This window comes from Ancylobacter sp. VNQ12, assembly GCF_049445835.1.
GTDB lineage: Bacteria > Pseudomonadota > Alphaproteobacteria > Rhizobiales > Xanthobacteraceae > Ancylobacter.
Genome location: NZ_JBMSDU010000002.1, coordinates 153,308 through 177,093 on the forward strand (window position 1 = coordinate 153,308; position 23,786 = coordinate 177,093).

23 protein-coding genes, 1 tRNA gene and 1 pseudogene are annotated in these 23,786 nt (G+C 67.7%); 11 read left to right on the forward strand and 14 right to left on the reverse strand.

Translation table 11 applies throughout. From position 1 onward, the window contains the following. Positions 1-16 precede the first annotated feature (16 nt). From pheS to ACO2RV_RS04240, 4 genes are all read right to left on the reverse strand, one after another. A complete protein-coding gene (gene pheS, locus ACO2RV_RS04225) occupies positions 17-1,117 on the reverse strand; it encodes a phenylalanine--tRNA ligase subunit alpha (RefSeq protein WP_423290157.1) in 1,101 nt (366 codons plus the stop codon). A gap of 206 nt (positions 1,118-1,323) precedes the next feature. Next, positions 1,324-1,692: a 50S ribosomal protein L20 gene (rplT, locus tag ACO2RV_RS04230; protein ID WP_423290159.1), complete on the reverse strand. Its 369-nt coding sequence runs from the start codon at positions 1,690-1,692 to the stop codon at positions 1,324-1,326. A 34-nt stretch (positions 1,693-1,726) separates the two neighbouring features. Beyond that, positions 1,727-1,927: a 50S ribosomal protein L35 gene (gene rpmI, locus ACO2RV_RS04235; RefSeq protein ID WP_183191402.1), complete on the reverse strand. Its 201-nt coding sequence runs from the start codon at positions 1,925-1,927 to the stop codon at positions 1,727-1,729. Positions 1,928-2,170: 243 nt separating this feature from the next. Continuing rightward, a complete protein-coding gene (locus ACO2RV_RS04240; RefSeq protein WP_423290161.1) occupies positions 2,171-2,986 on the reverse strand; it encodes an SH3 domain-containing protein in 816 nt (271 codons plus the stop codon). Between the two features lie 259 nt (positions 2,987-3,245). Here ACO2RV_RS04240 and ACO2RV_RS04245 point away from each other — a divergent pair, with 259 nt between their 5' ends. Further along, a complete protein-coding gene (locus ACO2RV_RS04245) occupies positions 3,246-4,052 on the forward strand; it encodes an undecaprenyl-diphosphate phosphatase (protein ID WP_423290163.1) in 807 nt (268 codons plus the stop codon). A 73-nt stretch (positions 4,053-4,125) separates the two neighbouring features. On the opposite strand, the gene ACO2RV_RS04250 is transcribed toward ACO2RV_RS04245, so the two are convergent. Beyond that, positions 4,126-5,151, reverse strand: a complete 1,026-nt coding sequence (locus tag ACO2RV_RS04250) for a complex I NDUFA9 subunit family protein (RefSeq protein ID WP_423290165.1) — start codon at positions 5,149-5,151, stop codon at positions 4,126-4,128. A 267-nt stretch (positions 5,152-5,418) separates the two neighbouring features. On the opposite strand from ACO2RV_RS04250, the gene ACO2RV_RS04255 reads away from it, so the two are divergent. The 4 genes and pseudogenes from ACO2RV_RS04255 (at position 5,419) to ACO2RV_RS04270 (ending at position 6,879) form a co-directional block, all read left to right on the forward strand. Then, positions 5,419-5,503, forward strand: a tRNA-Leu gene (locus ACO2RV_RS04255). Between the two features lie 167 nt (positions 5,504-5,670). After that, positions 5,671-5,838, forward strand: a complete 168-nt coding sequence (locus ACO2RV_RS04260; RefSeq protein WP_423290167.1) for an Arm DNA-binding domain-containing protein — start codon at positions 5,671-5,673, stop codon at positions 5,836-5,838. A gap of 141 nt (positions 5,839-5,979) precedes the next feature. Next, a pseudogene (locus ACO2RV_RS04265) lies at positions 5,980-6,246 on the forward strand (phage integrase central domain-containing protein); the annotation flags it as partial. Next, on the forward strand, positions 6,247-6,879 hold the full coding sequence (locus ACO2RV_RS04270; protein WP_423291030.1) for a tyrosine-type recombinase/integrase: 633 nt from the start codon (positions 6,247-6,249) through the stop codon (positions 6,877-6,879). Between the two features lie 201 nt (positions 6,880-7,080). Here ACO2RV_RS04270 and ACO2RV_RS04275 read toward each other — a convergent pair whose 3' ends face one another. The 3 genes from ACO2RV_RS04275 to ACO2RV_RS04285 all read right to left on the reverse strand — a co-directional run bounded on the left by ACO2RV_RS04275 (position 7,081) and on the right by ACO2RV_RS04285 (position 8,970). Then, entirely contained in the window at positions 7,081-7,554 is a 474-nt protein-coding gene (locus ACO2RV_RS04275) for a methyltransferase family protein (RefSeq protein ID WP_423290169.1), read from the reverse strand. Between the two features lie 85 nt (positions 7,555-7,639). Next, a complete protein-coding gene (locus ACO2RV_RS04280) occupies positions 7,640-8,020 on the reverse strand; it encodes an antibiotic biosynthesis monooxygenase family protein (protein WP_423290171.1) in 381 nt (126 codons plus the stop codon). A 56-nt stretch (positions 8,021-8,076) separates the two neighbouring features. After that, on the reverse strand, positions 8,077-8,970 hold the full coding sequence (locus ACO2RV_RS04285) for an NAD(P)/FAD-dependent oxidoreductase (protein ID WP_423290173.1): 894 nt from the start codon (positions 8,968-8,970) through the stop codon (positions 8,077-8,079). A gap of 107 nt (positions 8,971-9,077) precedes the next feature. Here ACO2RV_RS04285 and ACO2RV_RS04290 point away from each other — a divergent pair, with 107 nt between their 5' ends. The 5 genes from ACO2RV_RS04290 to ACO2RV_RS04310 all read left to right on the forward strand — a co-directional run bounded on the left by ACO2RV_RS04290 (position 9,078) and on the right by ACO2RV_RS04310 (position 13,928). Next, entirely contained in the window at positions 9,078-9,725 is a 648-nt protein-coding gene (locus ACO2RV_RS04290; RefSeq protein WP_423290175.1) for a TetR/AcrR family transcriptional regulator, read from the forward strand. 711 nt (positions 9,726-10,436) lie between these two features. Continuing rightward, the gene (locus tag ACO2RV_RS04295; protein WP_423290177.1) at positions 10,437-11,369 is read left to right on the forward strand and encodes a metal ABC transporter substrate-binding protein; all 933 of its coding nucleotides are present in this window, start codon (positions 10,437-10,439) and stop codon (positions 11,367-11,369) included. Next, positions 11,366-12,229, forward strand: a complete 864-nt coding sequence (locus tag ACO2RV_RS04300) for a manganese/iron ABC transporter ATP-binding protein (RefSeq protein WP_423290179.1) — start codon at positions 11,366-11,368, stop codon at positions 12,227-12,229. Before ACO2RV_RS04295 ends, ACO2RV_RS04300 begins: the two co-directional genes overlap by 4 nt. Beyond that, entirely contained in the window at positions 12,226-13,086 is an 861-nt protein-coding gene (locus ACO2RV_RS04305) for a metal ABC transporter permease (protein ID WP_423290181.1), read from the forward strand. Before ACO2RV_RS04300 ends, ACO2RV_RS04305 begins: the two co-directional genes overlap by 4 nt. Then, the gene (locus tag ACO2RV_RS04310; protein WP_423290183.1) at positions 13,083-13,928 is read left to right on the forward strand and encodes a metal ABC transporter permease; all 846 of its coding nucleotides are present in this window, start codon (positions 13,083-13,085) and stop codon (positions 13,926-13,928) included. The genes ACO2RV_RS04305 and ACO2RV_RS04310 overlap by 4 nt, the downstream gene beginning before the upstream one ends. Before the next feature lie 70 nt (positions 13,929-13,998). Here the strand turns inward: ACO2RV_RS04310 and ACO2RV_RS04315 are convergent, their stop codons facing one another. Both ACO2RV_RS04315 and crcB read right to left on the reverse strand, forming a co-directional pair. Next, positions 13,999-14,742, reverse strand: coding sequence for a universal stress protein (locus tag ACO2RV_RS04315; RefSeq protein WP_423290185.1), 744 nt, complete (start codon positions 14,740-14,742; stop codon positions 13,999-14,001). A gap of 68 nt (positions 14,743-14,810) precedes the next feature. Then, entirely contained in the window at positions 14,811-15,218 is a 408-nt protein-coding gene (gene crcB, locus ACO2RV_RS04320) for a fluoride efflux transporter CrcB (protein ID WP_423290187.1), read from the reverse strand. A 311-nt stretch (positions 15,219-15,529) separates the two neighbouring features. Between crcB and ACO2RV_RS04325 the strand changes: the two genes are divergently transcribed. After that, on the forward strand, positions 15,530-16,249 hold the full coding sequence (locus ACO2RV_RS04325) for a hypothetical protein (protein ID WP_423290189.1): 720 nt from the start codon (positions 15,530-15,532) through the stop codon (positions 16,247-16,249). Positions 16,250-16,258: 9 nt separating this feature from the next. Here ACO2RV_RS04325 and ACO2RV_RS04330 read toward each other — a convergent pair whose 3' ends face one another. The 4 genes from ACO2RV_RS04330 to addB form a co-directional block, all read right to left on the reverse strand. Beyond that, positions 16,259-16,765, reverse strand: a complete 507-nt coding sequence (locus ACO2RV_RS04330) for a DUF1993 domain-containing protein (protein WP_423290191.1) — start codon at positions 16,763-16,765, stop codon at positions 16,259-16,261. Between the two features lie 121 nt (positions 16,766-16,886). After that, positions 16,887-17,207 carry a thioredoxin gene (gene trxA / locus ACO2RV_RS04335; RefSeq protein WP_423290193.1) on the reverse strand — a complete coding sequence of 107 codons (321 nt, stop codon included), beginning with the start codon at positions 17,205-17,207 and terminating at the stop codon, positions 16,887-16,889. Positions 17,208-17,288: 81 nt separating this feature from the next. Further along, positions 17,289-20,720: a double-strand break repair helicase AddA gene (addA, locus tag ACO2RV_RS04340; RefSeq protein ID WP_423290195.1), complete on the reverse strand. Its 3,432-nt coding sequence runs from the start codon at positions 20,718-20,720 to the stop codon at positions 17,289-17,291. Further along, a complete protein-coding gene (gene addB, locus ACO2RV_RS04345; RefSeq protein WP_423290197.1) occupies positions 20,717-23,776 on the reverse strand; it encodes a double-strand break repair protein AddB in 3,060 nt (1,019 codons plus the stop codon). Before addB ends, addA begins: the two co-directional genes overlap by 4 nt. Positions 23,777-23,786: the final 10 nt, after the last annotated feature.

The window sequence follows — 23,786 nt, forward strand, 5'->3', positions numbered from 1 at the left end:
TCTGTCCTCTCCGCGATCAGTTCGACAGGCCGCCGGCCAGCGTCGGGAAGTCGAGCGGGCGAAAGCCGTAATGGGCGAGCCAGCGGACATCGGCCTCGAAGAAGGCGCGCAGGTCCGGCATGCCGTATTTCAGCATGGCGATGCGGTCGATGCCCATGCCCCAGGCGAAGCCCTGATACTCGTCCGGGTCGAGCCCGCAATTGCGCAGCACGTTCGGGTGCACCATGCCGCAGCCGAGGATCTCCAGCCAGTCCGAGCCCTCGCCGAAGCGGATCTCGCCGGGGCGGGAGCGGTCGCACTGGATGTCGACCTCCATGGACGGCTCGGTGAACGGGAAGAAGGACGGACGGAACCGCATCTTCACATTGTCGACCTCGAAGAACGCCTTGCAGAATTCCTCAAGGATCCATTTGAGGTGGCCGAGATTGGAGCCCTTGTCGATGACGAGGCCCTCCACCTGATGGAACATCGGCGTGTGGGTCTGGTCGCTGTCGGAGCGATAGGTGCGGCCGGGGCAGATGACGCGGATCGGCGGCTTCTTCGACAGCATCGTACGCACCTGCACCGGCGAGGTGTGGGTGCGCAGCACGAGGCGCGAACCGTCTTCCTTCGTCGGGAGGTAGAAAGTGTCGTGCATCTCGCGCGCCGGGTGTCCCTCGGGGAAGTTCAGCGCGGTGAAGTTGTGGAAGTCGTCCTCGATGTCGGGGCCTTCCGCCACCGAGAAGCCCATGTCGGCGAAGATGGCGGTGAGCTCGTCGATCACCTGGCTGATCGGATGGACGCGGCCGAGCTCGGCCGGCGTCTCGCGCACGGGAAGCGTGACGTCGACCCGCTCGGTTTCCAGGCGCCTGGCCAGCGCGGCGGTCTTGAGCTCGCCGCGCCGGGCGGTCAGCGCCGCATTGACGCGGTCGCGCAGGCCGTTGATGGCAGGGCCGGCGGTCTTGCGCTCCTCCGGGCTCATGCCGCCAAGGCTTTTCAGCAGCTCGGACACCGAGCCCTTCTTGCCGAGCGCAGCGACGCGGATCGCCTCCAGCGCCGCCTCGTCGGCAGCGGCGGCGATGCCGGGAATGAGCTCGCGCTCCAGTGCGTCGAGATCGGGAAGGGTGGCGACGGACATGACGGATCCTCGGCGGAACGGGTTCGGCATTGCCGGGCTCGCCAGCGATGACGCAGGAAGGGCACGGCGGACAGGCGAGGCGCTTATACCCGCGGCGTACAGTGGGGCAAAGCCACCGCGAGCGCGCGGATGCGCCCTCAACGCGAAAAGCCCCAACGCTTGCGCGCGGGGCTTTTCATTTTTCCGGTCCCGGCATTATCGGGAGATCAGGCGGCCTGCTTTTCCAGCGCGGCCTTGGCCTGCTCGACCAGCGCCGCGAAGGCGGCGGGCTCATGGATGGCGATATCCGAGAGCACCTTGCGGTCGACCTCGATCCCGGCCTTGCCGAGACCGTCGATAAATCGGCCATAGGTGAAGCCGAGCTCGCGGGTGGCCGCGTTGATGCGCTGGATCCAGAGCGCGCGGAAATTGCGCTTCTTCACCTTGCGGTCGCGATAGGCGTATTGCTGCGCCTTCTCGACGGCCTGCTTCGCGACGCGAATGGTATTCTTGCGGCGGCCAAAATAGCCCTTCGCCGCATTGAGCACTTTCTTGTGCTTGGCGTGGGAAGTTACGCCGCGCTTGACACGTGCCATGGGAGTTCTCCTCGGAACTGGCTAAGGGGTGGCGTCAGCCGTTGGGCAGATAGAACTTGCGAACATTGAAGGCATCACGCTCGGACATGACCGTGGTGCCGCGCTGGTCGCGGATCTGCTTGTTGGTGCGCTTGATCATGCCGTGGCGCTTGTTTGCCTGGGCCATGATCACCTTGCCGGTGCCGGAGAGCTTGAAGCGCTTCTTCGCTCCGGACTTGGTCTTCATCTTGGGCATTTGGCTCGGTCTCCACAGGCACGGGTTCCTCTCGCGAGGCAACCGGCCCAATCTAGTGTGAGCGTTCGAACCGCCACGGCAGCCCTTGTAGCCGGGCGGTTCTTGAAGGCCGCACCCTCTACAGGAGCGGCCCGATTATTTCAAGTGTGCGACGCACCGGAATGCGCAAACCCGGACCTCGCGGCCCGGGCCTGCCGTCTCATGCCCCGCCGGACGGGGCGCCATTCCTCGCCGCGCGACGGTTCATCTGTCGCACATGGCCATGTTCGGGTTGCGCTCGCACGGGCTGCTGCCCCGCGGCTGACGCTGCTGCGGCTGGCCCTGAGGCTGGTTGCGCGGCGGACGCTGCTGCTGCTGGGGCGGCGGCGCGGCCGGCGGCTGGGCCCGGGGCGGACGCTGCTGAGGCGGCTGCGCCTGCGGCGGCGGCCCGCCCTGAGGCGGACGCGGCTGGGGCGGCTGCCCCTGCGGCGGACGGCCGCCGCCATTGTTCCAGCCGCCATTGTTCCAACCCGGACCACCGCCGGGAGGAGGGCCGCCCCAGTTGCCGCCGCCCTGCGGCGGGCGGCCATTGTTCCAGCCGCCATTATTCCAGCCACCATGGCCATAGCCCGGAGGCGGGGGGCCGTAGCCCGGCCCGCCATGCGGCGGGCCGCCATAGCCACGCGGCGGCGGGGGACCCCAGCGGTCATAGGTCGAGTACCAGGGGCGGCCGCGATAATACCGGCCCCAATAATCGCCGAAGCTGAAGGCGACGATGGGCACGCCGATGGTGGGCGCGTAATCGTAGAAGTCGACGCGCCGGCCGCGATAGTCGTAGCCGAGATACTGCGCGGCGATCCAGCCGCGATAGCCGCGCCAGTCGACGTCGCACCAGCTGTAGTCGTCGATGCAGCCATAGATCCCGAGCGGCGTGCCGCCTTCGAGAATCACCACCACGGGATAGACGGTGCCGGGCCCGGCCCGCAGATTGACGTTCGTCGTGACGTAGCCGCGCTCCTGCGCGAAGGCGCTGCCGCCCAACGCCAGCAGCAGCGCCGCGGCGGCGAGAATTCGTTTCATCGATGCACTCTCCCAACGCTGTAAGTGCCTACAACGCCGACCAATCCCGAATGGAGCCATGCTCTTTGGCGGATTCGTGTTGCCAAAGTGTTGAGCGCGCGTCTCTCCGCGAAAATCCGCCGCGGCGCCGGATATCTCCAGCCCTTCGACCTGCCACAACGGCACGTTGATCGAAACCGGCGAAGCAGACAGGATGCGCGCGATCCGGCTCCGGGTCCCTCTCCCCTCCTCCGCCCCGCATCAGACGGATCCCGCCCCAATGTCGTTCGGCACGCTGATCGAAGCCTTCCTGCTCGGCCTTCTCGAAGGTTTCACCGAGTTCCTGCCGGTCTCCTCGACCGGCCACATCCTGCTCGCCGGGCATTTCCTTGGCTTCGAAAGCCAGGGCAAGGTGTTCGAGGTGCTGATCCAGCTCGGCGCCATCCTTGCCATCCTCGTGGTGTATTTCCAGCGCTTCTGGCAGGTGCTGGTCACGCTGCCGTCGAGCCAGCGCTCGCGCAATTTCGTGCTCGGCATCGTCATCGCCTTCCTGCCGGCGGCGGTGATCGGCGCCCTGGCGCACGGCTTCATCAAGAGCGTGCTGTTCGAATCGCCGGCGCTGATCTGCGTGACGCTGATCCTCGGCGGCATCGTGCTGCTCTGGGTCGACACGCTGAAGATCCGCCCGATCCACACCGACGCCATGGCCTTCCCGAAGTCGCTGGCGCTGAAGATCGGCTTCGCCCAGTGCCTTGCCATGATCCCCGGCGTGTCGCGCTCGGGCTCGACCATCGTGGCCGGCCTGCTGCTCGGCGCCTCCAAGCCCGCCGCCGCCGAGTTCTCGTTCTTCCTCGCCTTGCCGACCATGGCGGGGGCCTTCGCCTACGACCTCTACAAGAACCGCGACGCGCTCTCGGCCGATGACGGCATCATCATTGCCGTCGGCTTCATCGCCGCCTTTGTCGCCGCGCTCGCCGTGGTGCGCTCGCTGCTCACCTTCGTGTCGAAGCACGGCTACACGCCGTTCGGCTGGTGGCGCATCGCGGTCGGCGGCGTCGGCCTCGTCGCGCTGGCTCTGGTCGGCTGAGGCCGCGCAAAAGAAAAGCCGCCGGACGCACCCCGCGCCGGCGGCTTTTGCTTCTTCGGACGGATCGATCGGTTCAGGCGGCTTCCGGCCGGGTGAACTGGCCGGCCTTGCGGTAGCGCCAGAGATAGGACGGCAGGATGGCGCCGAGCGCGGTTGGGCGGATGCCGAGGCCCTCCAGCGTGCGTCCCTCGGCCTTCGCCGCTTCCGAGACCACATTGTCATAGGCGAGCAGCTTGACCTGATCGCGGGTCAGCAGCGGGTTCGGCAGCAGTTCCAGGACGCGCGCCTGCAACGAGGCGATGGCACCCGGCACCGGGATGAGCAACCGCTTGCGGTCGATTTCCTTCAGGGTGATGTCCATCAGCTGGCGGAAGGTCAGCACTTCCGGCCCGCCGAGCTCATACACCGTGCCGGGCCGCGCCAGCCCGTCCACCGCCTTGGCGAACGCCTCGGCGACATCGCCGACGAACACCGGCTGGAAGCGCGTATGCCCGCCGCCGATCAGCGGCAGGAAGGGCGACAGCCGCGACATCGCGGCGAAGCGGTTGAAGAAGCCGTCTTCCGGGCCGAACACGATGGAGGGCCGGAAGATCACCGATTCCGGCAGCACTTCCAGCGCCGCCGCCTCGCCGGCCGCCTTGGAGCGGGCATAGAGCGCGGTGGAGGCGGCATCGGCACCGATGGCCGAGCCATGGATCAGCCGCGCCCCGACCTCGCGGGCGGCGAGCGCAACCTGGCGGGCGCCGAAGCCGTGCACCGCCTCGAAGCTCTGCCGGCCGCCCTCATGCAGGATGCCGACGAGGTTGATCACCACCTGCGAGCCCTCCGCGGCGCGCAGCACCGAGGCGGGATAGCGCAGATTGGCCTGCACCGGCATGATCTGGCCGACGGCGCCGAGTGGCTGGAGATGACCGGCGAGGTCCGGCCGGCGGACGGCGACGCGGATGCGCCAGCCCTGCCGCGCCAGCGCGCGCACCACATGACGGCCGACGAAGCCGGAACCGCCGAAGACGGTGACCAGCCGATCCATCGGCGCCGCGCGCTTCACCAGCTCGGCTTCGCTTTCCAGCGGCAGTTCATTGGCGGCGGCGTCGACCATGTCCATTCTCTCCCGGCCCGGCGATTGGGATGGGTGAGGATTAGCGCGCCGCCGTCCCATCGTCCAGCGCGCGTGTATACCACGCACATGCGGAACCGGCCGCGCCCACCCCATCCGCCGCGGAAGCTGGCACGGAAGACCTCGATGGGGATCCGGGGAAATCCGAGGACGAATAAAAACGCGCCGCAACGGGGGACATCGCCAAAGCCACGTTGACAAGACGGATGCCTCCCGACTATGTGTCGCCGCCGTGCCGCAAGGCACAGTGCCCAGGTGGCGGAATTGGTAGACGCGCTGGTTTCAGGTACCAGTGGGTAACACCGTGGAGGTTCGAGTCCTCTCCTGGGCACCATCTGACCGTCCGAGACGGTCCTGAGACGACCGAAAAGCCGCTAAAACCAAAGGGTTTAGGCGGCTTTTTCGTTTGGGACAGTCCGACGCGATCCGTTGGCATCCAACGCTTTTGTTGGCATATTTGTTGGCATCGCCGATGCCAACACAAACCGAATGCCAACACCCATGGCACTGACGGACACGGCCTGCAAAAACGCCAAGGCAACGGACAAACCCCAAAAACTGTCCGATAGCGGTGGCCTCCACCTGTTCGTCAGCCCCTCGGGCAGCCGGTTGTGGCGCATGGCCTACCGGTTCGACGGCAAGCAGAAGCAACTCTCTTTCGGCGCCTAACCCGCTGTATCGCTCAAGGGCGCACGGGAGCGACGGGACGAGGCGAAGGCCGTCCTCGCCGCTGGCGTCGACCCCGCCGCGCAGCGCAAGCAGGACAAGGCGGAAAGCGATGCCGTCTCGAAGCACACCTTTCAGGCGCTCGCGACCGAGTACCTAGCGAAGATGGCCGCCGAGGGCCGCGCCGGAGCGACGCTCAACAAGGCCCGCTGGCTGCTTGAGGATTTCGCCTACCCGGCCTTGGGCGACCGCCCCATTGCCCAGATCAAACCCGCTGAGGTGCTGGAACTCCTCAAGAAGGTGGAAGGGCGCGGGACGTTTGAGACGGCGCGGCGCCTGCGGGGAATCTGCAGCCGCGTGTTCCGCTATGCGGTGAGTACGCAGAAGGCCGAGATCGATCCCACGCATCCCCTGCGCGGCGCCCTTATCGCCCCGAAGACCCGGCACCACTCCGCGATCATCAAGCCAAAGGCGATCGGCGCCTTGATGCGGGCAATCTATGACTACCAGGGTAACTTCCTGACGGCATCGGGGCTGAAGCTGGCGGCACTCACCTTTGTGCGCCCCGGTGAGCTTCGACTGATGGAGTGGAGCGAGATCGACCTTGAAACGGCCGTCTGGTCCATCCCGCCTGAGCGAATGAAGATGCGGCGCCCGCACAAAGTGCCCCTGGCCCGGCAAGCGCTGGCTGTTCTCGACGAGGTGCGCCCCTTCACCGGATCAGGCCGCTTCGTATTTCCCAGCCTGCGCTCGGACGATCGCGGCATGAGCGAGAACACCCTAAACGCCGCCCTTCGGCGGCTGGGCTTCGACAAGAGCGAGATGACCTCACACGGCTTTCGGGCGATGGCCGCGACTCGGCTGAACGAGATGGGCCAATGGAGCGCAGATGCCATCGAACGGCAGCTCGCGCATCAAGACGCCAACGCCATCCGCCGCGCCTACACCCACGCCGCCGAATACTGGGAAGAGCGCGTGCGCATGATGCAGGCGTGGGCTGACTATCTCGACGTAATGAGGCAGGCGCCCGCGAAGAAGGGTTGAGGTCGGCGATCAGCGGGGCGCCAGAAGTTCACTGAGGCAACGACGAATGGCCGGCATGGGGCCGTAGCCAGACGATCCGCTCTTGGGTGCCAAGGATCGAATAGCTTCCATTGAAGGCGGGCCGATCTCGGCGACGGCTCACGAACTCACATTCGGCCATTGGCAGCACAGCCAGTCCCGCAGGCGGCCGCGGCGGAATAGTCAGAGCCATCGACGAACCTCGGCCTTGTAGCGGCGGTAGTCGTCGCCGAACTTTGCCTCGAGATAGCGCTCCTCGCGGGCGATCACCTGCGTCTGGATCACGATCAGCACCAACGGGAGCAGGGCGAGTGCGATGGGCCCGTCGAGGCCGATCGCAAGGCCGGCATAAATAAGCACCATGCCGAGATACATGGGATTGCGGGTCCACCGATAGGGACCCGTCGTTGCGATGAGGGACGTTGGCTGCGTTGGCCGAACGTTGGTGCCCAGCCGTCGGAACAGACCTGCCGCCACAAGCATTATCGCCGCGCCGGCAACGAACAGCAGCGAGCCCATCGCGACCAGCAACCGCCCGTCGATGCCGAAAGAGCTCAGGGGGACGAACCGCTCTGCCGCGAGCCCCAGCAGCAGCGCTCCCAGATAGACCAAGGGCGGAGGGAAGCGCACACCCGCGCTGTCCGGTTCGACGGCCATGCTCATCCTCCGATCTGCGCTCTCAAAACAAGCAGCGACTGCCGGGCCGAGATACCCGTCATCGCGCCTTGCCGTATTTCCCAAGTCAGGCCGTGCAGAAGCCGGGGACGGCGACCTTCTGGAACAGGTGCGGTCTGGCTTCGACCGATGACGGATATGCTGGAAGTTTCGCGAGGAACGCGGGATCAGTGAAGGCAGCGCGGACCGCCTCGGTGGATTCCCACACCACATAGTTCAGATATGTCGGGCTATCGCCGATCGCTCGATGTAGTTGCATGGAGATGAAGCCCGGTGCCTTCGTTATTACCTCGGCAGCCGCCTTGAAAGCATCCAGGAAGCCCGCTTCGTCAGCGGGATCGACGACCGTGAAAAGGTTGATGAGCACGAGAGGCGCCGCTGCGATACCGAGTTGGCGGTTAAACGGAAATTTCTCGTCGAGAGGTATGAATGGTTTTGCTGCGGCCATGGTGGCGCTCCGGTCTGTTGTGAAATTGAAACGGATGTGATCGAGGCTGCTTGCACTCAAGCGAGCATCGACTGCTGGGCGAAGATCCCCGCCATCGCGCCCTGCCATGTTGCCGTGGTGACCGAGGGGATTCCGGGGTTGGCGAGGTCGCCGGCGGCGTAGATGCCGGGCACGCTGGTTTCGCGCCGCTCGTCAGTCTTGAGGGCGATGCCGGTTGGCGTATTGACCGTGGCGAGGCCCAGTGAATCATGCAGGCTTGCAGACGGCTTGGTACGCGGATGCGCGAACAGGATATCGACTGCGACATCCAGGCCGGTATCGAGCTTGATGGTGGCACCATGGCTCCCGTGGCGGGCGATCCCGGTGATCCGGCCATCAACGAGAGGTACCTGGCGGCCCGCCAGATCGGCCCGGATTTCGGGCGTGATGTCGTGACCATCGGCGAAGACCGTCAGCCTGTCGGTCCAATCGTGAAACAGCCTGACCTGATTCATCGACTGCGGACCCGACCAGACAAGGCCCCAATGCTGGTCGGCAACTTCGAAGCCGTCGCAATAGGGACACGGGATGACGGATGTGCCCCAGTTTTCAGCATAACCCGGAACATCAGGCATCTGGTCCACAACGCCATAGCTCAGGATCAGGCGGCGCGCGCTGAGGCTTTCGCCATCGCTAGTGAGGACGGAGAAATTGTCGATGGTACCGGTGATGCTGTCGGCGCGGGCATTGACCATTTTTATCGCGGGATAGCGCGCGAGTTGCTGCCGCGCCTCGGCCCAGATGTCCGACGGGGGCTTGTGATCGTGGCCGAGCACACCGTGCGAGCGGCCCGCAAAGCGATTGCGCCGCAGGCCGGTATCGAGAACGGTGACCTTGCGGCGGGCACGGCCGAGTTGAAGGGCGGCAGCGAGACCGGCGAAACTGCCGCCGATGATGATGACGTCATCCATGGGGATGGGCTCCGTGTTGTGGTCGGGCAAGGCCGGGCTTGCATACTTTCGATACTGAGTGGTATCGTAATGTACGAATTGCGATACTGTCAAGGACTGTAATTGTCGTGACCAAAAACAGTCAGGCCCGGCGCGGCCGGCCCGCCAACGAAGCGCTTGGCCGAACGATAGTCGACGCCGCGTACGAACTCTTTGTGGAATTGGGTTTTCAAGCGACGACCTTGGACATGGTCGCCCAGCGAGCGAGCATATCCAAGCTCAGCATCTATCGGCACTTCGAGAACAAGGAGGCGCTGTTCAGCGCGGCCATCGCTGCCCACTGCCATCAGTTTGCACCACTGGCTCTTATTGAAGGCTTGGATGGTTCGGCCGAAGATCAGCTCATGGCGGTGGGATCATCCCTGCTTCGCACGCTGTTGAGCCCGGACGTCCGCAGTCTCGAAGCCATGATCATGGCCGACAAGACCAATCAAAAGTCGTTAAGCAAGCTCCACTACGAAGCTGGCCCCGCCTATGTCATCGCTCAAATCGAGGCCCTGTTGCGCCAGTTGCACGCGAAGGCGGCTCTGAACGTGCCTGATCCTCATCAGTCCGCCCGCTTGTTCGGTGCGCTTTTCAAAGGCTCCGATCTCCTGTTTATCGCACGCTTCGATGCGACGAGAGCAGAGGACGGCAACGAGATCGAATCCTATTGCCGGTCGGCCGTCGCCATGTTCATCGCCGCGCACGGTGGCAACGCGCACGTGGGCGGATAGGCAAGACGGACGTATTCGAATCGACTGAGGGCTTCCACAAACTTGGGGCGCCGACGCTCGATAGTGGGCTGACCCAGCCACGTAGATACGAAGAGCAAGCTAACCTATCGCGCGTCAGCCGAACCGGCATGAGCTCAGTCCAAACCTCTACGGCTTGAGACCTATGTCCGGCGGCGTAACAACTGCTGCCCCATTTGGGGACCCGTTGCCAGTTTAGCCGACCGTCGGCCTTCTGGAAGCCGCGACCGTGATCTCCTGCCACTCGCTTCTCATCAACTCGGTGAGTTCCAGAAGCGGTTATCGTTCAACGAACATTGAGGCGCCTGCTGCACAAGGGCGCCCCACATGCCGCCGCATCTGGCCGTGAGCTGGAACGCGGCTGACGAGATGGCGTGCTTGCGGCGCCCTCGGTCGTCAACGCTCCCGCCCCCTGCTCCTTCAGCATGCCGTTGATCGGCTCTTCCGAGAGCGCGAGCGTTGCATCCATCCGTCGCCATGCCGACGGCCCCCCGGATTCGCGAAAGCATCAGGCGCTCGCGCCATCAGCCGCCTGGCCGCTCATACCGGCGGCGCCGTGGTGCGCGGTTCACCTAGCCGTCAATCGGCAGCCGGCGCCCCCTTCAAATCAATAATGCAAATCATTCGCAGTTGCGTATGGGATCGAGTTCTGCGTAACATGCTTTTGCAACTCATTCGCAACAGGAGACCAGCATGCGAGACAGGTCGAGGCGGGCGGTTCTGGCCGGGCTGATGGCGGCCGGCGTCATGAGCGTGGCGGGCAGCGCCGGGGCCCTCGCGCAGGAGGGCACGCCGCCGAAATTCAAGGCGGTGACCACCTTCACCGTCATCGCCGACATGGCGCGCAACGTGGCGGGGAACGCCGCGGTGGTGGAATCGATCACCAAGCCCGGCGCCGAGATCCACAATTACGCGCCGACGCCCGGCGACATTCAGCGCGCGCAGGGCGCGCAGCTCATCCTCTGGAACGGGCTTAATCTCGAGCTCTGGTTCGAGAAGTTCTTCCACAACCTGAAGGGCGTTCCCGGCGTCGTGGTCTCTGCCGACGTCGAGCCGATGGGCATCGCCGAGGGCCCCTATAGCGGCAAGCCGAACCCGCATGCCTGGATGTCGCCGGCCAACGCGCTGATCTATGTCGACAACATCCGCGACGCTTTCGTGAAATATGATCCGGCCAATGCCGCGACCTACGCGGCCAATGCGAGCGCCTACAAGGCGAAGATCGAGGCCGCGGTCGCGCCGATCCGGGCGAAGCTCGGCACCATCCCCGCCGACAAGCGCTGGCTGGTGTCGAGCGAGGGCGCCTTCTCCTATCTCGCCCGCGATTTCGGGCTGAAGGAACTCTATCTCTGGCCAATCAACGCCGACCAGCAGGGCACCCCGCAGCAGGTGCGCAAGGTGATCGACGCGGTGCGCAAGAACGGCATTCCCGCGGTGTTCAGCGAGAGCACCGTCTCCGACAAGCCGGCGCGGCAGGTCGCGCGCGAGACCGGCGCGCATTATGGAGGCGTGCTCTATGTCGACTCGCTGAGCGAGGCCGACGGCCCGGTGCCGACCTATATCGACCTGCTCGCAGTGACCACGAGCACGCTGGAGAAGGGCCTCGCCGAGGGATTGTCGCAATGAGCGCGGGCCTCGCGGTCACCGGCGTGACCGTCACCTATCGCAACGGCCACACCGCGCTGCGCGACGCCAGCTTCGCTATCCCGACCGGCACCATCACCGCCCTGGTCGGGGTCAACGGCTCGGGCAAGTCGACACTGTTCAAGGCGATCATGGGCTTCGTGCGCCTTGCGACGGGCGACATCTCCATACTGGGCCTCGGCGTCGACGCCGCCCTGCGCCGCAACCTCGTCGCCTATGTGCCGCAGGCCGAGGAGGTCGACTGGAACTTCCCCGTGCTGGTGGAAGACGTCGTCATGATGGGCCGTTACGGCCATATGGGCCTGATGCGCATCCCCCGCGCGGCCGACCGGCGCGCGGTGACCGACGCGCTCGCCCGCGTCGGCATGGGCGACTTCCGCGAACGGCAGATCGGCGAGCTCTCCGGCGGCCAGAAGAAGCGCGTCTTCCTCGCCCGCGCCCTCGCGCAGGATGCGAGGATCATCCTGCTCGACGAGCCGTTCACCGGCGTCGACGTGAAGACCGAGGAGACGATCATCGCCCTGCTCCAATCGCTGCGCGACGAGGGACGGGTGATGCTGGTCTCGACCCATAATCTCGGCAGCGTGCCGGAGTTTTGCGACCGTACCGTGCTGGTCAAGGGCACGGTACTGGCCTATGGGCCGACGGCGGAGATCTTCACCGAGGCCAATCTGGAGAAGACCTTCGGCGGTGTGCTGCGGCACTTCGTGCTCGGCGGCGCCGGGCTGCACGCCGACGACGACCGGCGCCAGCTTGCGGTGCTGACCGACGACGAGCGCCCGCTGGTGTTCTATGGCGAGAAGGGCGAGCGCCCGCCCCGCACCATGGAGGACGCTCCGTGATCGCGCTGCTCGCCGAGCCCTTCGGCTACGAATACATGCGCAGCGCCATGTGGGTCTCGGCGCTGGTCGGCGCGGTCTGTGCGTTCCTGTCCTGCTATCTCATGCTCAAGGGCTGGTCGCTCATCGGCGATGCGCTCTCGCATGCCATCGTCCCCGGCGTCGCCGGCGCGTACATGCTCGGCCTGCCCTTCGCCATCGGTGCCTTCTTCTCGGGCGGCCTCGCGGCGGCGGCCATGCTGTTCCTCAGCCAGCGCACGAAGCTGAGGGAGGACGCGATCATCGGGCTGATCTTCTCCTCCTTCTTCGGGCTCGGCCTGTTCATGGTGTCGCTGTCGCCGACCTCGGTGAACATCCAGACCATCGTGCTCGGCAACATCCTCGCCATCACGCCGGAAGACACGCTGCAACTCGCCCTCATCGGCTTCGTCTCGCTGGCGATCCTCCTGCTGAAATGGAAGGATCTGATGGCGGTGTTCTTCGACGAGGCGCATGCGCGCTCCATCGGGCTGAAGCCGATGCCCCTCAAGATCATGTTCTTCACGCTGCTCTCGGCCTCGACCGTGGCGGCGCTGCAGACGGTCGGCGCCTTCCTCGTCATCTGCCTCGTGGTCACGCCCGGCGCCACCGCCTATCTGCTCGCCGACCGCTTCCCGCGCCTGCTGACCATCGCCGTCGCCATCGGCGCGACGACCAGCTTCATCGGCGCCTATGCGAGCTATTTCCTCGACGGCGCCACTGGCGGCATCATCGTCGTGCTGCAGACGCTGATCTTCCTCGCCGCCTTCGTCTTCGCGCCCAAGCACGGCATGCTGGCGGCGCGGCGGCGGGCGGCGCAGGTACTGAAGGCGGAAGCGTGATCATGCTCGACACCCTTCTCACACCGTTCCAGTTCACGTTCATGGTGAACGCGCTGGTCATCGCCGGTCTGGTGGCGGTGCCGATGGCGCTGCTGTCCTGCTTTCTCGTGCTCAAGGGATGGTCGCTGATGGGCGACGCCATCTCGCACGCCGTCTTTCCCGGCGTGGTCATCGCCTATATCGTCGGCCTGCCCTTTGCGCTCGGCGCTTTCGCCGCCGGCATGTTCTGCGCCGTGGCGACGGGCTTTCTGAAGGACAACAGCCGGATCAAGCAGGACACGGTGATGGGCATCGTGTTCTCCGGCATGTTCGGCTTCGGGCTGGTGCTCTATGTGAAGATCCAGTCCGAGGTGCATCTCGACCACATATTGTTCGGCGACATGCTCGGCGTGTCGTGGCGCGACATCGGCGAGACGGCGCTGATCGCCACTGTCATCGCCGGGATCATCGCGGTGAAATGGAAGGATTTCCTGCTGCACGCCTTCGATCCGGCGCAGGCGCGGGCAGTGGGGCTGCGGGTCGGGCTCTTACATTACGGCCTGCTGTGTCTGATCTCGCTGACCATCGTCGGCGCACTCAAGGCGGTCGGCCTGATCCTCGCCATCGCCATGCTGATCGCGCCGGGCGCCATCGCCTTTCTGCTGGCGCGGACCTTCGGCGCCATGCTGATGGTGTCGATGGCGGTCGCCGTCGGTGCCTCGCTGCTGGGCGTCTATCTCGCGTTCTTTCTCGACAGCGCCCCGGCGCCGACCATCGTCCTGCTGATGAGCATCGTCTTCGTCGCGGCCTTTGTCCGCTCGTCGCGGACCGTGACGAGGGCGGAAACGGGCGAAGGCGCGTGACAGCCGAGCGCCCGCGCCGCGCTTCGCTTCCGACCGGCCCTCTGCCTCGGCACGGCCTCGCGCCCATTTCTCAGTGAGCGAGCAGCAGCGGCACCTCCGCCACCTCCAGCAGGTCGCGCGTGACGCCGCCGAACAGCCACTCCATCAACTCCATGTGGCCATACGCACCGGCGACGAGCAGATCGGCTTCGAGGCGACGAGCCTCCTCGACGAGCCGGATGGCGGTCTTGTCGTGCGAAGCGGCAAGCGCGACATAGTCCGGGTGAATGGAAGCAAGCGGCCACATCGAGGCCGGATCCGGACTGACATTGCCGGCTCCCTGAATGCTGATGGCCGAGATCCGGTCCGCCGAGCGGAGCCACGGCTCCGCGGCGACGATCGCGCGACGCATGGTGACATCATCGATCAAGCCTACTGCAAGATGCGAAAAATGCGTTCGCGCGCCCGGTCGCCAGCCGGCGGGAACCAGCAGCACCGGCCTGCCGGTCGAGAAAATTGCCGCATGAAGCGCATCCGTGGCGTCCATGTTGGCGTCGTGAGCCATGACGATGAGGGCTATGTCCGCCACCGCTTCCTTGATCACGCTGTCCGTCTCCGCCCCGGTGACGGAGCGCCACTCCACCGGCGCCGCCTTGGGATCGCGCTGCGCATACCAGCCGTCGAACGCCGCGCGGGTCGCGCGAGCACGCTGCTCTCCCGTACCCTCCTTCAGTTCCCGCAATTGCTGGCTGCTGATCTCCTCGCTCGAAGCCATCATATGCGCGGGATCGACGACCACGTTGAGCGCCTCAATCGACGCGCCGGGCAGGGCCACCGCCGCAAGCTCGGCCGCGTCGAGTGCGGCAGGAACGCTGGCGAAGCTCGTCAGGACGGAAAGGATTCTCATGTGCCCGCACTCCTCGTCATCGCAGCCAGAGCACTCGGCAGCGTGTAGCCCAGGCTGACGGCGATCAGGCATAGCATGACCGACAGCACGACATTGAGCATGGCCCGGCCGGCTTCGCCGGCATTGAGCAGCACGAGGGTCTGCAGGCTGAACGAGGAAAAGGTGGTAAAACCGCCGCACAGGCCGACCAGCACGAACTGGCGGATTTCGAGCGGTATCGCCGCGCGGGCATTGCTTTCGAAATAGGCCGCGAACAGGCCGATCGCGAAAGACCCGCTTATGTTGATGAGAACCGTTCCCCAGGGGAGCGCATCGCCGAGCAGAACCGTAAGCCACCGGTTTATGCCGAAGCGCAGCATGGAACCGAGCGCGCCACCGAGCGCGACATATCCGTATGAGAGCATGATGCCACCGCTCCGGTAAAATCTGCACGGGCCAATAGATGGCAGCGATGCTGACAGAGTTTCACGGCGGACCGGCCCGCAACATTCTACACTGATCTTGCCGCGTTGAACCTTGGTATGGCGCCGGTGCCGGCCACATGCGGTGCGGTCCGCGTGCTGAATTTGGCGAAGGCGGACGCGAGAGGAGCCGCTCGGACCGTGACGTCGCAGCTGACGCGCGAGGGTCGCTCCCGTCTCTTCCTGATGCGTCACATCTGCTAGAAACGCCGCCCGTGCCATCCCGGCGCGGGCAGTTTCACCGGGTGGGTCTCATGGTTGGCAGGACAGGACAACGGGGCAGATCGACCGGGCATTTTCTGGCGCGGGCGGGCGCGCTGGTCGCCCTTTTGCTGGCCGGGGCGCCGGCACGCGCCGGGGAGGCCGCGCCGGCCTGGCCCGACAGCGTGCCCTCCCGCCTCGCGGCGCTCGCACTCATCCAGACGCTGAACGCCGACCTCTTGAGCAATGCCAGCGCGACGCTGACGCTCGACCGCTGGTGCGCCGCTCACAAGCTCGCCGCGACGCCCACCATCGTCGCCGACCGCGTCACCGGACAGGACAAGGAGGCGACGCCGGAGATCCGCACCCTGCTGAAGGTCGGACCGGAGGAGCCGGTGCGCTATCGCCGGGTAAGGCTGCGCTGCGGCACGCAGGTGCTGTCCGAAGCGGACAACTGGTATGTCCCGGCACAGCTGGCGCCGGCGATGAACGCCGAACTCGACACCACCGACACCTCGTTCGGCCGCGTGGTGCGTCCGCTCGGCTTCCGCCGCACCACGCTGGCGGCCACTCTGCTGTGGCAGCCGCTGCCCGCGGGCTGGGAGATGGGCGGGGCGCTGCCGCCCGCAGGCGACGGCGCGCTCGCCCTTCCCGACTTCGTGCTGGAGCACCGCGCCGTGCTCACTTTGCCCGATGGCACGCCGTTCAGCGCGCTGGTCGAGAGCTATACCCGCGCGGTGCTGGCCTTTCCCCCGCCGGCGCTGCCGCGCTGACGAGAACCGTCAGAAGGCGCCGAGATAGTCGCTCTTGCCGACCGGCACGCCCTTGTGGCGCAGGATGTCGTAGGCGGTGGTGACGTGGAAGAAGAAGTTCGGCAGCGCGAAGGTCAGGAGATAGCTCTGGCCGACGAAATGCCGCTCGCCGCGCCGCGACCTGGTGACGATCTCGCGGGTCTCGCTGCCCTCGAAACCGGCCGGATCGACGCTGGCGATGAAGGCGAGCGTTTTGGCGATTCGCTGGTGCAGTTCCTCGAAGGTAGTCTCGGTATCGGCAAAGCTCGGCGCCTCCGTGGCGGTGAGGCGGGCGACGGCGAATTTGGCCGAATCGCTGGCGCTCTGCACCTGTCCCGTCAGCGGGAACATGTCCGGCGCCAGCCGCGCCGTGGCCAGCTCGGAGAGGGCGAGCCCCTGCGCGGCGGCATATTCCTCGCCCTTGACGAGAAGCGCATCGAGATTGCCGAGCGCGCGCTGGAGCACCGGCACCGTGGCGTCATACATGGAAAGCGGCATGGGAGTTCCCTGAGATTGGTGGCCGCGCGAGGCGCGGCGCAAACGGGTTCACGGGCATTAAAAAAAAACCCCGGGGCGGCGAGGCGACCCGGGGTTTTTTGCGGTCAGGACGACAGCACGATCAGATCGCGCTGTTGATCCACTGCAGCATCTTGGCCTTCGGCGCCGCGCCGACCTGGCGCGAAGCGAGCTGGCCATCCTTGAACAGCAGCAGGGTCGGGATCGACATGATGCCGTACTTGGAAGCGGTGGCGGGATTCTCGTCCACGTTCAGCTTGACGATCTTCAGCTTTTCGCCGAGTTCGCCGGCCACCTCGTCGAGAACCGGAGCGACCATGCGGCAGGGGCCGCACCACTCGGCCCAGAAGTCGACGAGAACCGGACCGTCCGACTTGATGACATCGGACTCGAAGCTCTGGTCCGACACTTTTTCGACGCCCATTGGGACACCTCTAGGAATGTGAAAAATCACGAGAAGTTGGATGGAAGGTAGGGAGCCGCCCCCCGCCCCGTCAAGGCACCGTCACCATGGTGTGACGTCCTCCACCGCGCGTTCGAGCGTTACGGCATCGAGCGTGTGCACGAGCGGGCCGGCGGTATAGACCAGCAACGCGCCTATCTCCTTGGCGGGATAGAGCTTTCGCAGCAGCCGCGCATAAAGACCGACCTGCCGGACATGCGCCTGCGGCAGGTCAGCCGTGCCCGAGGCGACATTGCCCGTGGGAACATGCCGGTCGGTCTTGAAGTCGGCGATGAGGATGGCCCGCTCGGTGACGAGCAGCCGGTCGATTCGCCCGTTCACCGCCGCGCCATCGTCCAGTTCGCCGATGAGCGGCACCTCGGCGAGCGTGCCCGGCCCGAACAGCGGCCCGAGCTCCGGCAAGGCCAGCACGGCGAGGCTCTCCGCCAGCAACGCCTCGCGCGCCGCCTCCGGCCAGTCGGAGGCGACCGCGAGCAGGCGGCGGCCGGCCTCCGCGCGCTGGTCCGACGGCAAGGGCGCGAGCGCCGCCATCAGCCGATGCAGCAACTCGCCCCGCTCCAGGGCGCGGGCGGCGGCGCCTTCCGGTCGTGCATCCGTGGGACCGGCAAGCGAGGGACGAAGGACCCGGCGCGCGGCCAGCCCCGGCACGGGACGCCGCAGAGCCGCGGCAAGTGCGTGCTCCTGCGCGTGCGCAGGATCTTCCGCTGTCATGGACGCGGGAGTCACTGGCGCGCTGGCGATGGGCGCGCCGGCGCGCCAGTGCAGCACGGTGCCGGCAAAGCCCGTCGCAGGGTGCTCGCTGGCCTCGGGCCCCAGCGCGCCGCGCACAAGGTCATACCAGCAATCGGGCGGACGCTTCCTCGCCCCATCGGCTCCGCACAGCACCAGCGCGGTCTCGGCGCGGGTAAGTGCGACATAGAGCAGACGGCGATATTCGTCCTGCTGCGCAGCGTCGCCTTCGGCGCGCGCCTGAGCCATGGAGGCGGTGTCATAGCGCTTGGAGGGCGCATGCAGCAGCACACGCCGGCCCGCGCGCGTCTCCACTTTGAGCAGCCCGGCGCTGCGGCGGGTCATCGGCCCGGACGTGGTGTCGGCGAGGATGACATAGGGCGCCTCCAACCCCTTGGCGCCGTGCACGGTCATCACCCGCACCTCGTCGCGCCCGGCCTCCATGTCGCGCTTGGCCTCGGCGCCGCCGCGCTTGAGAAAGGCAAGGAAGCCGGCCAGCGAGGGCGCCTCGATGTTCTCATAGGCCCGCGCCAGCGCCAGCATCTCGTCCAGCGCGTCCGCCGCTTCCGGCCCGAGGCGCGCCAGCATGGCAGCGCGGCCGCGCTCGCGCCCCAGCACGCGGGCATAGAAGTCGAACGGCCGCAGACGCCGCGCTTCCTCGCGCAACCTCGCCAGCCGCCCGGCCGCCGCCGCCCATTTCGCGTCCTCGCCCGCGCGGGCGATCAGCGCATCTTCCAGCAGCCCCGTCCGCTCCGGAGCGAGCCGCATCAGGTCGCCGTCGTCGAGGCCGAAGAGCGGGCTTTTCAGCACGGCGGCGAGCGCGAGTTCGTCGTCGCGCGACAGGAGCGCCTCACCCAGCGCCATCAAATCCATCACCGCGATGTGCTGAGCGACGACCAGCCGGTCGGCGCCGGCCACCGCGACGCCGGCCTGCTTCAGCTCGCGGATGATCGCCTCGAACAGCGAATCGCGCCGGCGCACCAGTATGAGGAAATCGCCCGGCCGGGCGGGGCGCGCGCCATGCCGCCCGCTCAGCGGGAAACCGGAGCGGATGCGCGCGGCGATGTGGCCGGCGATGTTCTTCGCCAGCCGGCCCTTGGGATCGTCGGTGGCCGGCGCATCGAGCGGGCGCTGCCAGGCATCGACGTCTATCCTTTCGGTCGGCGCCTCGGGCTCCCACAGCTCGACCAGCGCCGGCAAGGCGGCGTGGATCGCCTCGTGCAGCGGCCGCTCCGCGATCGCCGAGAGCCCGGCATAGGCGCTCGCCTCGGCGAAGACGGTGTCGACCGCGCCAAGGATGCCCGGCGCCGAGCGGAAGGAATGGCGCAGCTGGATATGGGCGAAGCGTTCCCCGGCCGCCGCCTCGAATTCGCGGCGGACCGTGTCGAAGCGGCGCGGATCGGCCCCCTGGAAGGAGAAGATCGACTGCTTCTCGTCGCCGACCACGAACAGCGTGCGCGGCAGGCTACGGTTATCGTCACGCGCTCCTTCGCCGGCAAAGAATTCGCCGACCAGCGGGCGGATCACCTCCCATTGCTCGGGACTGGTGTCCTGCGCCTCGTCCAGCAGCACATGGTCAATGCCCTGGTCGAGCTTGTAGTGCACCCAGGCCGAGGCACCGGAGGCCAGCAGGCGCCGCGCCGCGGTGATGAGGTCGGCGAAATCGAGCACGCCGCGCGCGGCCTTGGCCCGCTCATAGCGCCGCGCCGCCTCGCGCCCGAGCACCAGCAGCGCGCGGCTGCGCTCATAGGCGCGAGCGGCCGCCAGCAGCTTCGCCAGCGGTGCGACACGCTCACGCTCGGCGAGGAGCTGCGGATATTTCCCCCGCACCCCCGCCGCACCGAACTGCGCATCGCCATAGGGCTCGCCATCGTCCTTCAGGAACACATCGGCATAGGCATCGGCGAGCGCATCCTCCGGCGCCTGTGCGGCGGCGAGCAGGCCGTAGCCGCGCTTCGCGGCGTTGCCGCCCTCCAGTGCCAGCGCCTGCCCCAGGCCGAGCCAGGCGTCGCGCGCGATCAGTGCCTCCTCGACGATGCGCCGCTCGATGTCGCGCGAGGCCACCGGCGCATCGAGCCCGACGGCAGCGGCAATGTCGGCTTCCGTGGCGTCAAGTGCGTCCGGGTCGGCAACCAGCCCGGCGATCAGCTGGTCGATGCCGTCGTCGGAGGTCTCCCCGATGATGAGGGCGAGCGCCTGCCCAAGTTCGCTTTCGGGGCGGCCGGCACCTTCCAGCACCACTTCGGCGCGGACACGGGCGAGCAGTTCCTGCCGCGCCGCCTCCTCCAGTTCGCCGAAGCCGGCCGGCACGCCGGCCTCGAAGGGGAAGGCGTGCAGCAGCGCGCCGCAGAAGGCGTGAATGGTCTGGATCTTCAGCCCGCCCGGCGTCTCCAGCGCCTGCGCGAACAATCGTCGCGCGCGGGCGCGGCGCCCGGCATCGGGGCGGCCACCATCGGTACGGACGATCTCCACGTCGAGCGCGTCGTCGTCCAGCGTCACCCAGCGGCGCAATTCGTCGAGCACGCGGTTCGCCATGTTGGCCGCGGCCGCCTTGGTGTAGGTGAGGCACAGCACGCGCCCCGGCAGCACGCCGCGCATCAAGAGCCGGATGACGCGGCGCGCCAGCACATGGGTTTTTCCGGAGCCGGCATTGGCGGAGACCCAGGCGGATATAGCGGGGTCGGACGCCCGGCTCTGTAGCGCGGTGGCGTCGCGCAGCGCGGCGGTCAGCGGCAGCTCGCTCATTCCTCGCCCTCCCCTGCGGTCGACCATTCCTTGACGCGGGCCAGGTGGTCGTAATCGCCGAAGCGGCCGCGGAACATCGGCCGCGCCAGCGAGGCATAGCCGCGCGCGGGGTTCTCGAAGGCGGCGACCAGCTGTTCCAGTCGCTCGCGGGTCGAGGCGGCAAGGCCGGCGGCGGTCTCGTCTTTGTCGACCGCGTTGCCTTCCCTCAGCTCGCCGACGCCGAGCTTCACATAAGTGAGCGCCCCCGCCGGCTCCGCCGGCACGTCGCGGAAGCCGCCGGACGCGGCGATGGCGGCCTCCAGCGGCAATTGCGGGGAATAGCCGGCCTTGACCTGTTTGGCGGTCGGCGCTTGCCCGGTCTTGAAGTCGAGAATGGCGAGCCCGCCCTCCCTCAGCTGCTCGATGCGGTCGGCGCGTCCGGTCAGGGTGAAGCGCCCGCCGGGCAGCACCAGCCGGCCGCCCACTTCGGCGAAGATGCGGCGCGCCCCAGTGCGGCGCGTGCGCTCCCAGGCGATGTAGCGGCCCGCCAGCCGCTCGAAGCGCGCCCACCACAGCGCATATTCGGCCGGAAAGGCTTCAAGCGCCGCGAAGGCCGCGCGGCCATGCGCCAGCAGCGCCGGCTCGGCCTCGGCCGGCAGCGCCTCGGGAAAGGCGAGCGCGAAGGCGCCGAGCGCTTCGTGAATGGCATTGCCGCGCTCGGCCGCGCCGGGTGCCTCGTCCAACCCGTCCAGCGGGCGCAGCCGCAACACATGGCGCGCGTAGATGGTGTAGGGATCGCGCAGCCAGGTCTCGATCTCGGTGACGCTGAGCTGCGTCGGGCGCAGCGCGACCGGCGGCACCGGCTCGGGGCGGGCGAGGCGGGGCGCCGGCGGGTCCTCGTCGATCAGCTGCGCCAGCCGGCGGTAGCGGTCGCCCCGCGCCATCGCCGCCTTCCAGCGCGTCTCGCCGGAGACAGCGGCAAGGCGCTGGAGAAAGCGCGAGGGCACGGTTGGCGCGCCGCCGAGCTTGCGCGGGCGCGACAGGATCAGCTCCGGCGCGCCGCAGGCCTGCGCGAAATCGTGCGCGGAAAGGCCGATGCGGCGCTCCGGCGCCTCCAGCCCCAGCGCCGCGCGCATCGGCCGGCTGAGCCAAGGATCGGTCCGCACCGCCTTCGGCCAGGTCTGCTCGACCAGACCGGCGAGCACCACGCGGTCGACATGGACGAGACGGGCTTCCAGCGGCCCGAGAATGCGCAGCCGCGCATCGGTGAGCAGCGGCGGACGCACCGGCTTGTCGGCCAGCAACAGCGGCAGCGCGGCGGCATAGTCGGCGAGCGTCATGTCCGGCGCGGCGGGGGCGCCCTCCGCCATCGCCTCGAAGGCCCGTGTGAGCTCGTCGAGCGCGATCCGGTCGGTCTCCGAGCCGGCGTCCAGTCCGCTCCACGCGCCCTGCACGGCTGTGCTGTGCGCCTCAAGCAGCGTGCCGAAGGGGTGGACACCCCGCCCCAGCGCCAGCAGCGGCGCCAGCGCCACGCCGATCCGCACTGCGAGATCGCCGGCGCGCTCGCGCACATCCTCACCGAGACGATGGCGCGCATCGCTGCGGTGGAAGGTCTTCGGGTCGAACGCCGCCACCGCGCCGATCAGCCCCTCCGCCCCGCCGGCAGGCCGGGGGCCACGCAGCACCATCAGTTCCAGCGCGTCGACGGCGCGGTCGAGCTCAGCCTGTGTCAGCCCGAAGCGCGCGAGATCGTGGCGCAGCAGCGCCGCCAGCGGCACCGGCGCCAGTTCCTCGTGGCAGACATCGGCCACCAGCCGGGCAAAGCGTCCCGGCGCGCTCTCGGACAAGGGCTCGCCGGCCGAATCGTCGATGGCGACCTCGAAGCGCAGCAGTTCCGCCGTCACCCGCCGCGCGAGGTCGCGGTCCGGGGTGATGAGCGCGCCGGTGCGGCCGGGCACCTCCAGCACCTCGCGCAGGGCGACGGCGATGGACAGCGCCTCCTCGCGCGAATCCTCCGCCTCGATCACCGCCACGGCCTCCAGCGCCGCGTCGATCTCGCCCGCGCCGACCCGCATGTCGAGGCTCGCCCAGGCTTCCGTGCTGGCCACCGGGCGCAGCGCCTCGGAGAGCAGCACCTCGCGGCCATGCGGCGCGGGCGCGCTGAGCGACAGCACCGCCTCGCGGCCGACCCGCATGTGCCGCGCGAGCAGCAGGGCGAGGCCATATTGCGGGTGGCTCGGGGCGGGCGCCTCGGCATCGGTCAGCGCTGCCCAGGAGGGGGCATCGAGATGGGTGTCGAGCCCCGGCAGCACGACGCAGCCGCGCGGCAGATGCGCCACCGCAGCGAGCAGGCGGGCGGTCGCCGGCATCGAGCCGGTGGAGCCGGCGGCGATCACCGGACCGCCCTCGGGGACGGCGCGCAGCCGCTCGGCCTCGGCATCGACCAGCCGGTCGTTGCGCACGCGGGCGTCGACCATCTTCTCGCCGGCGAGGTAGGCCGGCCAGAACTCGCGGGCGATTTTCAGGAAGTCGAGCGCCATGTCCCAATAGGCGTCGTGCTCGCCGGGAACCAGCACGTCGAGCTTGTCCCACGGCACTTCCTGCGCCGCCATCTCGTCGATCAGCTGCGCCAGCGCATCGGCCAGCGCGATCTCAGCGCCCGGCCCGGAGGCGACGGCGACCCGGCCGTCATCGCCCCGCAGCAGCGAGCGCCAGCGCGCAACCAGATTGGCCAGCGCCAGGCGCCGCGTGGTCGGCGGCACGGCGTGCGGCGGGTCGATGAAGCCTTCCGCGAAGGCGAGCGCGTCCTCGTCCACATCGCCCAGCGGCACGATGCGCGGCAGCAGCGTGACGCCGGACGGCATGCGCTGGCGCAGCGCCTCGGCGAGCAGCCGGCCGGCGCGGCGCGTCGGCAGGAACACCGTGGCGCTCGCCAGCGCCAGCGGGTCGTTGCGCGGGGAAAAGCCCTCGACGAGCCGCCCGTCCAGCAGCGCGTCGGCCAGCGTCGGCAGGAACGGCACCGAAGACGGAATGGTGAGAAGGCGTGGGGCGGAGTGGCTTGGCGCGCACGGGCTCATGCACCCGCTC

What these genes read in the sequence shown, in the direction of transcription:
- pheS (WP_423290157.1), bottom strand. Translation starts at nt 1,117, where the DNA reads ATGTCCGTCGCCACCCTTCCCGATCTCGACGCACTGGAGCGCGAGCTC.
- rplT (WP_423290159.1), bottom strand. Translation starts at nt 1,692, where the DNA reads ATGGCACGTGTCAAGCGCGGCGTAACTTCCCACGCCAAGCACAAGAAA.
- rpmI (WP_183191402.1), bottom strand. Translation starts at nt 1,927, where the DNA reads ATGCCCAAGATGAAGACCAAGTCCGGAGCGAAGAAGCGCTTCAAGCTC.
- ACO2RV_RS04240 (WP_423290161.1), bottom strand. Translation starts at nt 2,986, where the DNA reads ATGAAACGAATTCTCGCCGCCGCGGCGCTGCTGCTGGCGTTGGGCGGC.
- ACO2RV_RS04245 (WP_423290163.1), top strand. Translation starts at nt 3,246, where the DNA reads ATGTCGTTCGGCACGCTGATCGAAGCCTTCCTGCTCGGCCTTCTCGAA.
- ACO2RV_RS04250 (WP_423290165.1), bottom strand. Translation starts at nt 5,151, where the DNA reads ATGGTCGACGCCGCCGCCAATGAACTGCCGCTGGAAAGCGAAGCCGAG.
- ACO2RV_RS04260 (WP_423290167.1), top strand. Translation starts at nt 5,671, where the DNA reads ATGGCACTGACGGACACGGCCTGCAAAAACGCCAAGGCAACGGACAAA.
- ACO2RV_RS04275 (WP_423290169.1), bottom strand. Translation starts at nt 7,554, where the DNA reads ATGGCCGTCGAACCGGACAGCGCGGGTGTGCGCTTCCCTCCGCCCTTG.
- ACO2RV_RS04280 (WP_423290171.1), bottom strand. Translation starts at nt 8,020, where the DNA reads ATGGCCGCAGCAAAACCATTCATACCTCTCGACGAGAAATTTCCGTTT.
- ACO2RV_RS04285 (WP_423290173.1), bottom strand. Translation starts at nt 8,970, where the DNA reads ATGGATGACGTCATCATCATCGGCGGCAGTTTCGCCGGTCTCGCTGCC.
- ACO2RV_RS04295 (WP_423290177.1), top strand. Translation starts at nt 10,437, where the DNA reads ATGCGAGACAGGTCGAGGCGGGCGGTTCTGGCCGGGCTGATGGCGGCC.
- ACO2RV_RS04300 (WP_423290179.1), top strand. Translation starts at nt 11,366, where the DNA reads ATGAGCGCGGGCCTCGCGGTCACCGGCGTGACCGTCACCTATCGCAAC.
- crcB (WP_423290187.1), bottom strand. Translation starts at nt 15,218, where the DNA reads ATGCTCTCATACGGATATGTCGCGCTCGGTGGCGCGCTCGGTTCCATG.
- ACO2RV_RS04325 (WP_423290189.1), top strand. Translation starts at nt 15,530, where the DNA reads ATGGTTGGCAGGACAGGACAACGGGGCAGATCGACCGGGCATTTTCTG.
- ACO2RV_RS04330 (WP_423290191.1), bottom strand. Translation starts at nt 16,765, where the DNA reads ATGCCGCTTTCCATGTATGACGCCACGGTGCCGGTGCTCCAGCGCGCG.
- trxA (WP_423290193.1), bottom strand. Translation starts at nt 17,207, where the DNA reads ATGGGCGTCGAAAAAGTGTCGGACCAGAGCTTCGAGTCCGATGTCATC.
- addA (WP_423290195.1), bottom strand. Translation starts at nt 20,720, where the DNA reads ATGAGCGAGCTGCCGCTGACCGCCGCGCTGCGCGACGCCACCGCGCTA.
- addB (WP_423290197.1), bottom strand. Translation starts at nt 23,776, where the DNA reads ATGAGCCCGTGCGCGCCAAGCCACTCCGCCCCACGCCTTCTCACCATT.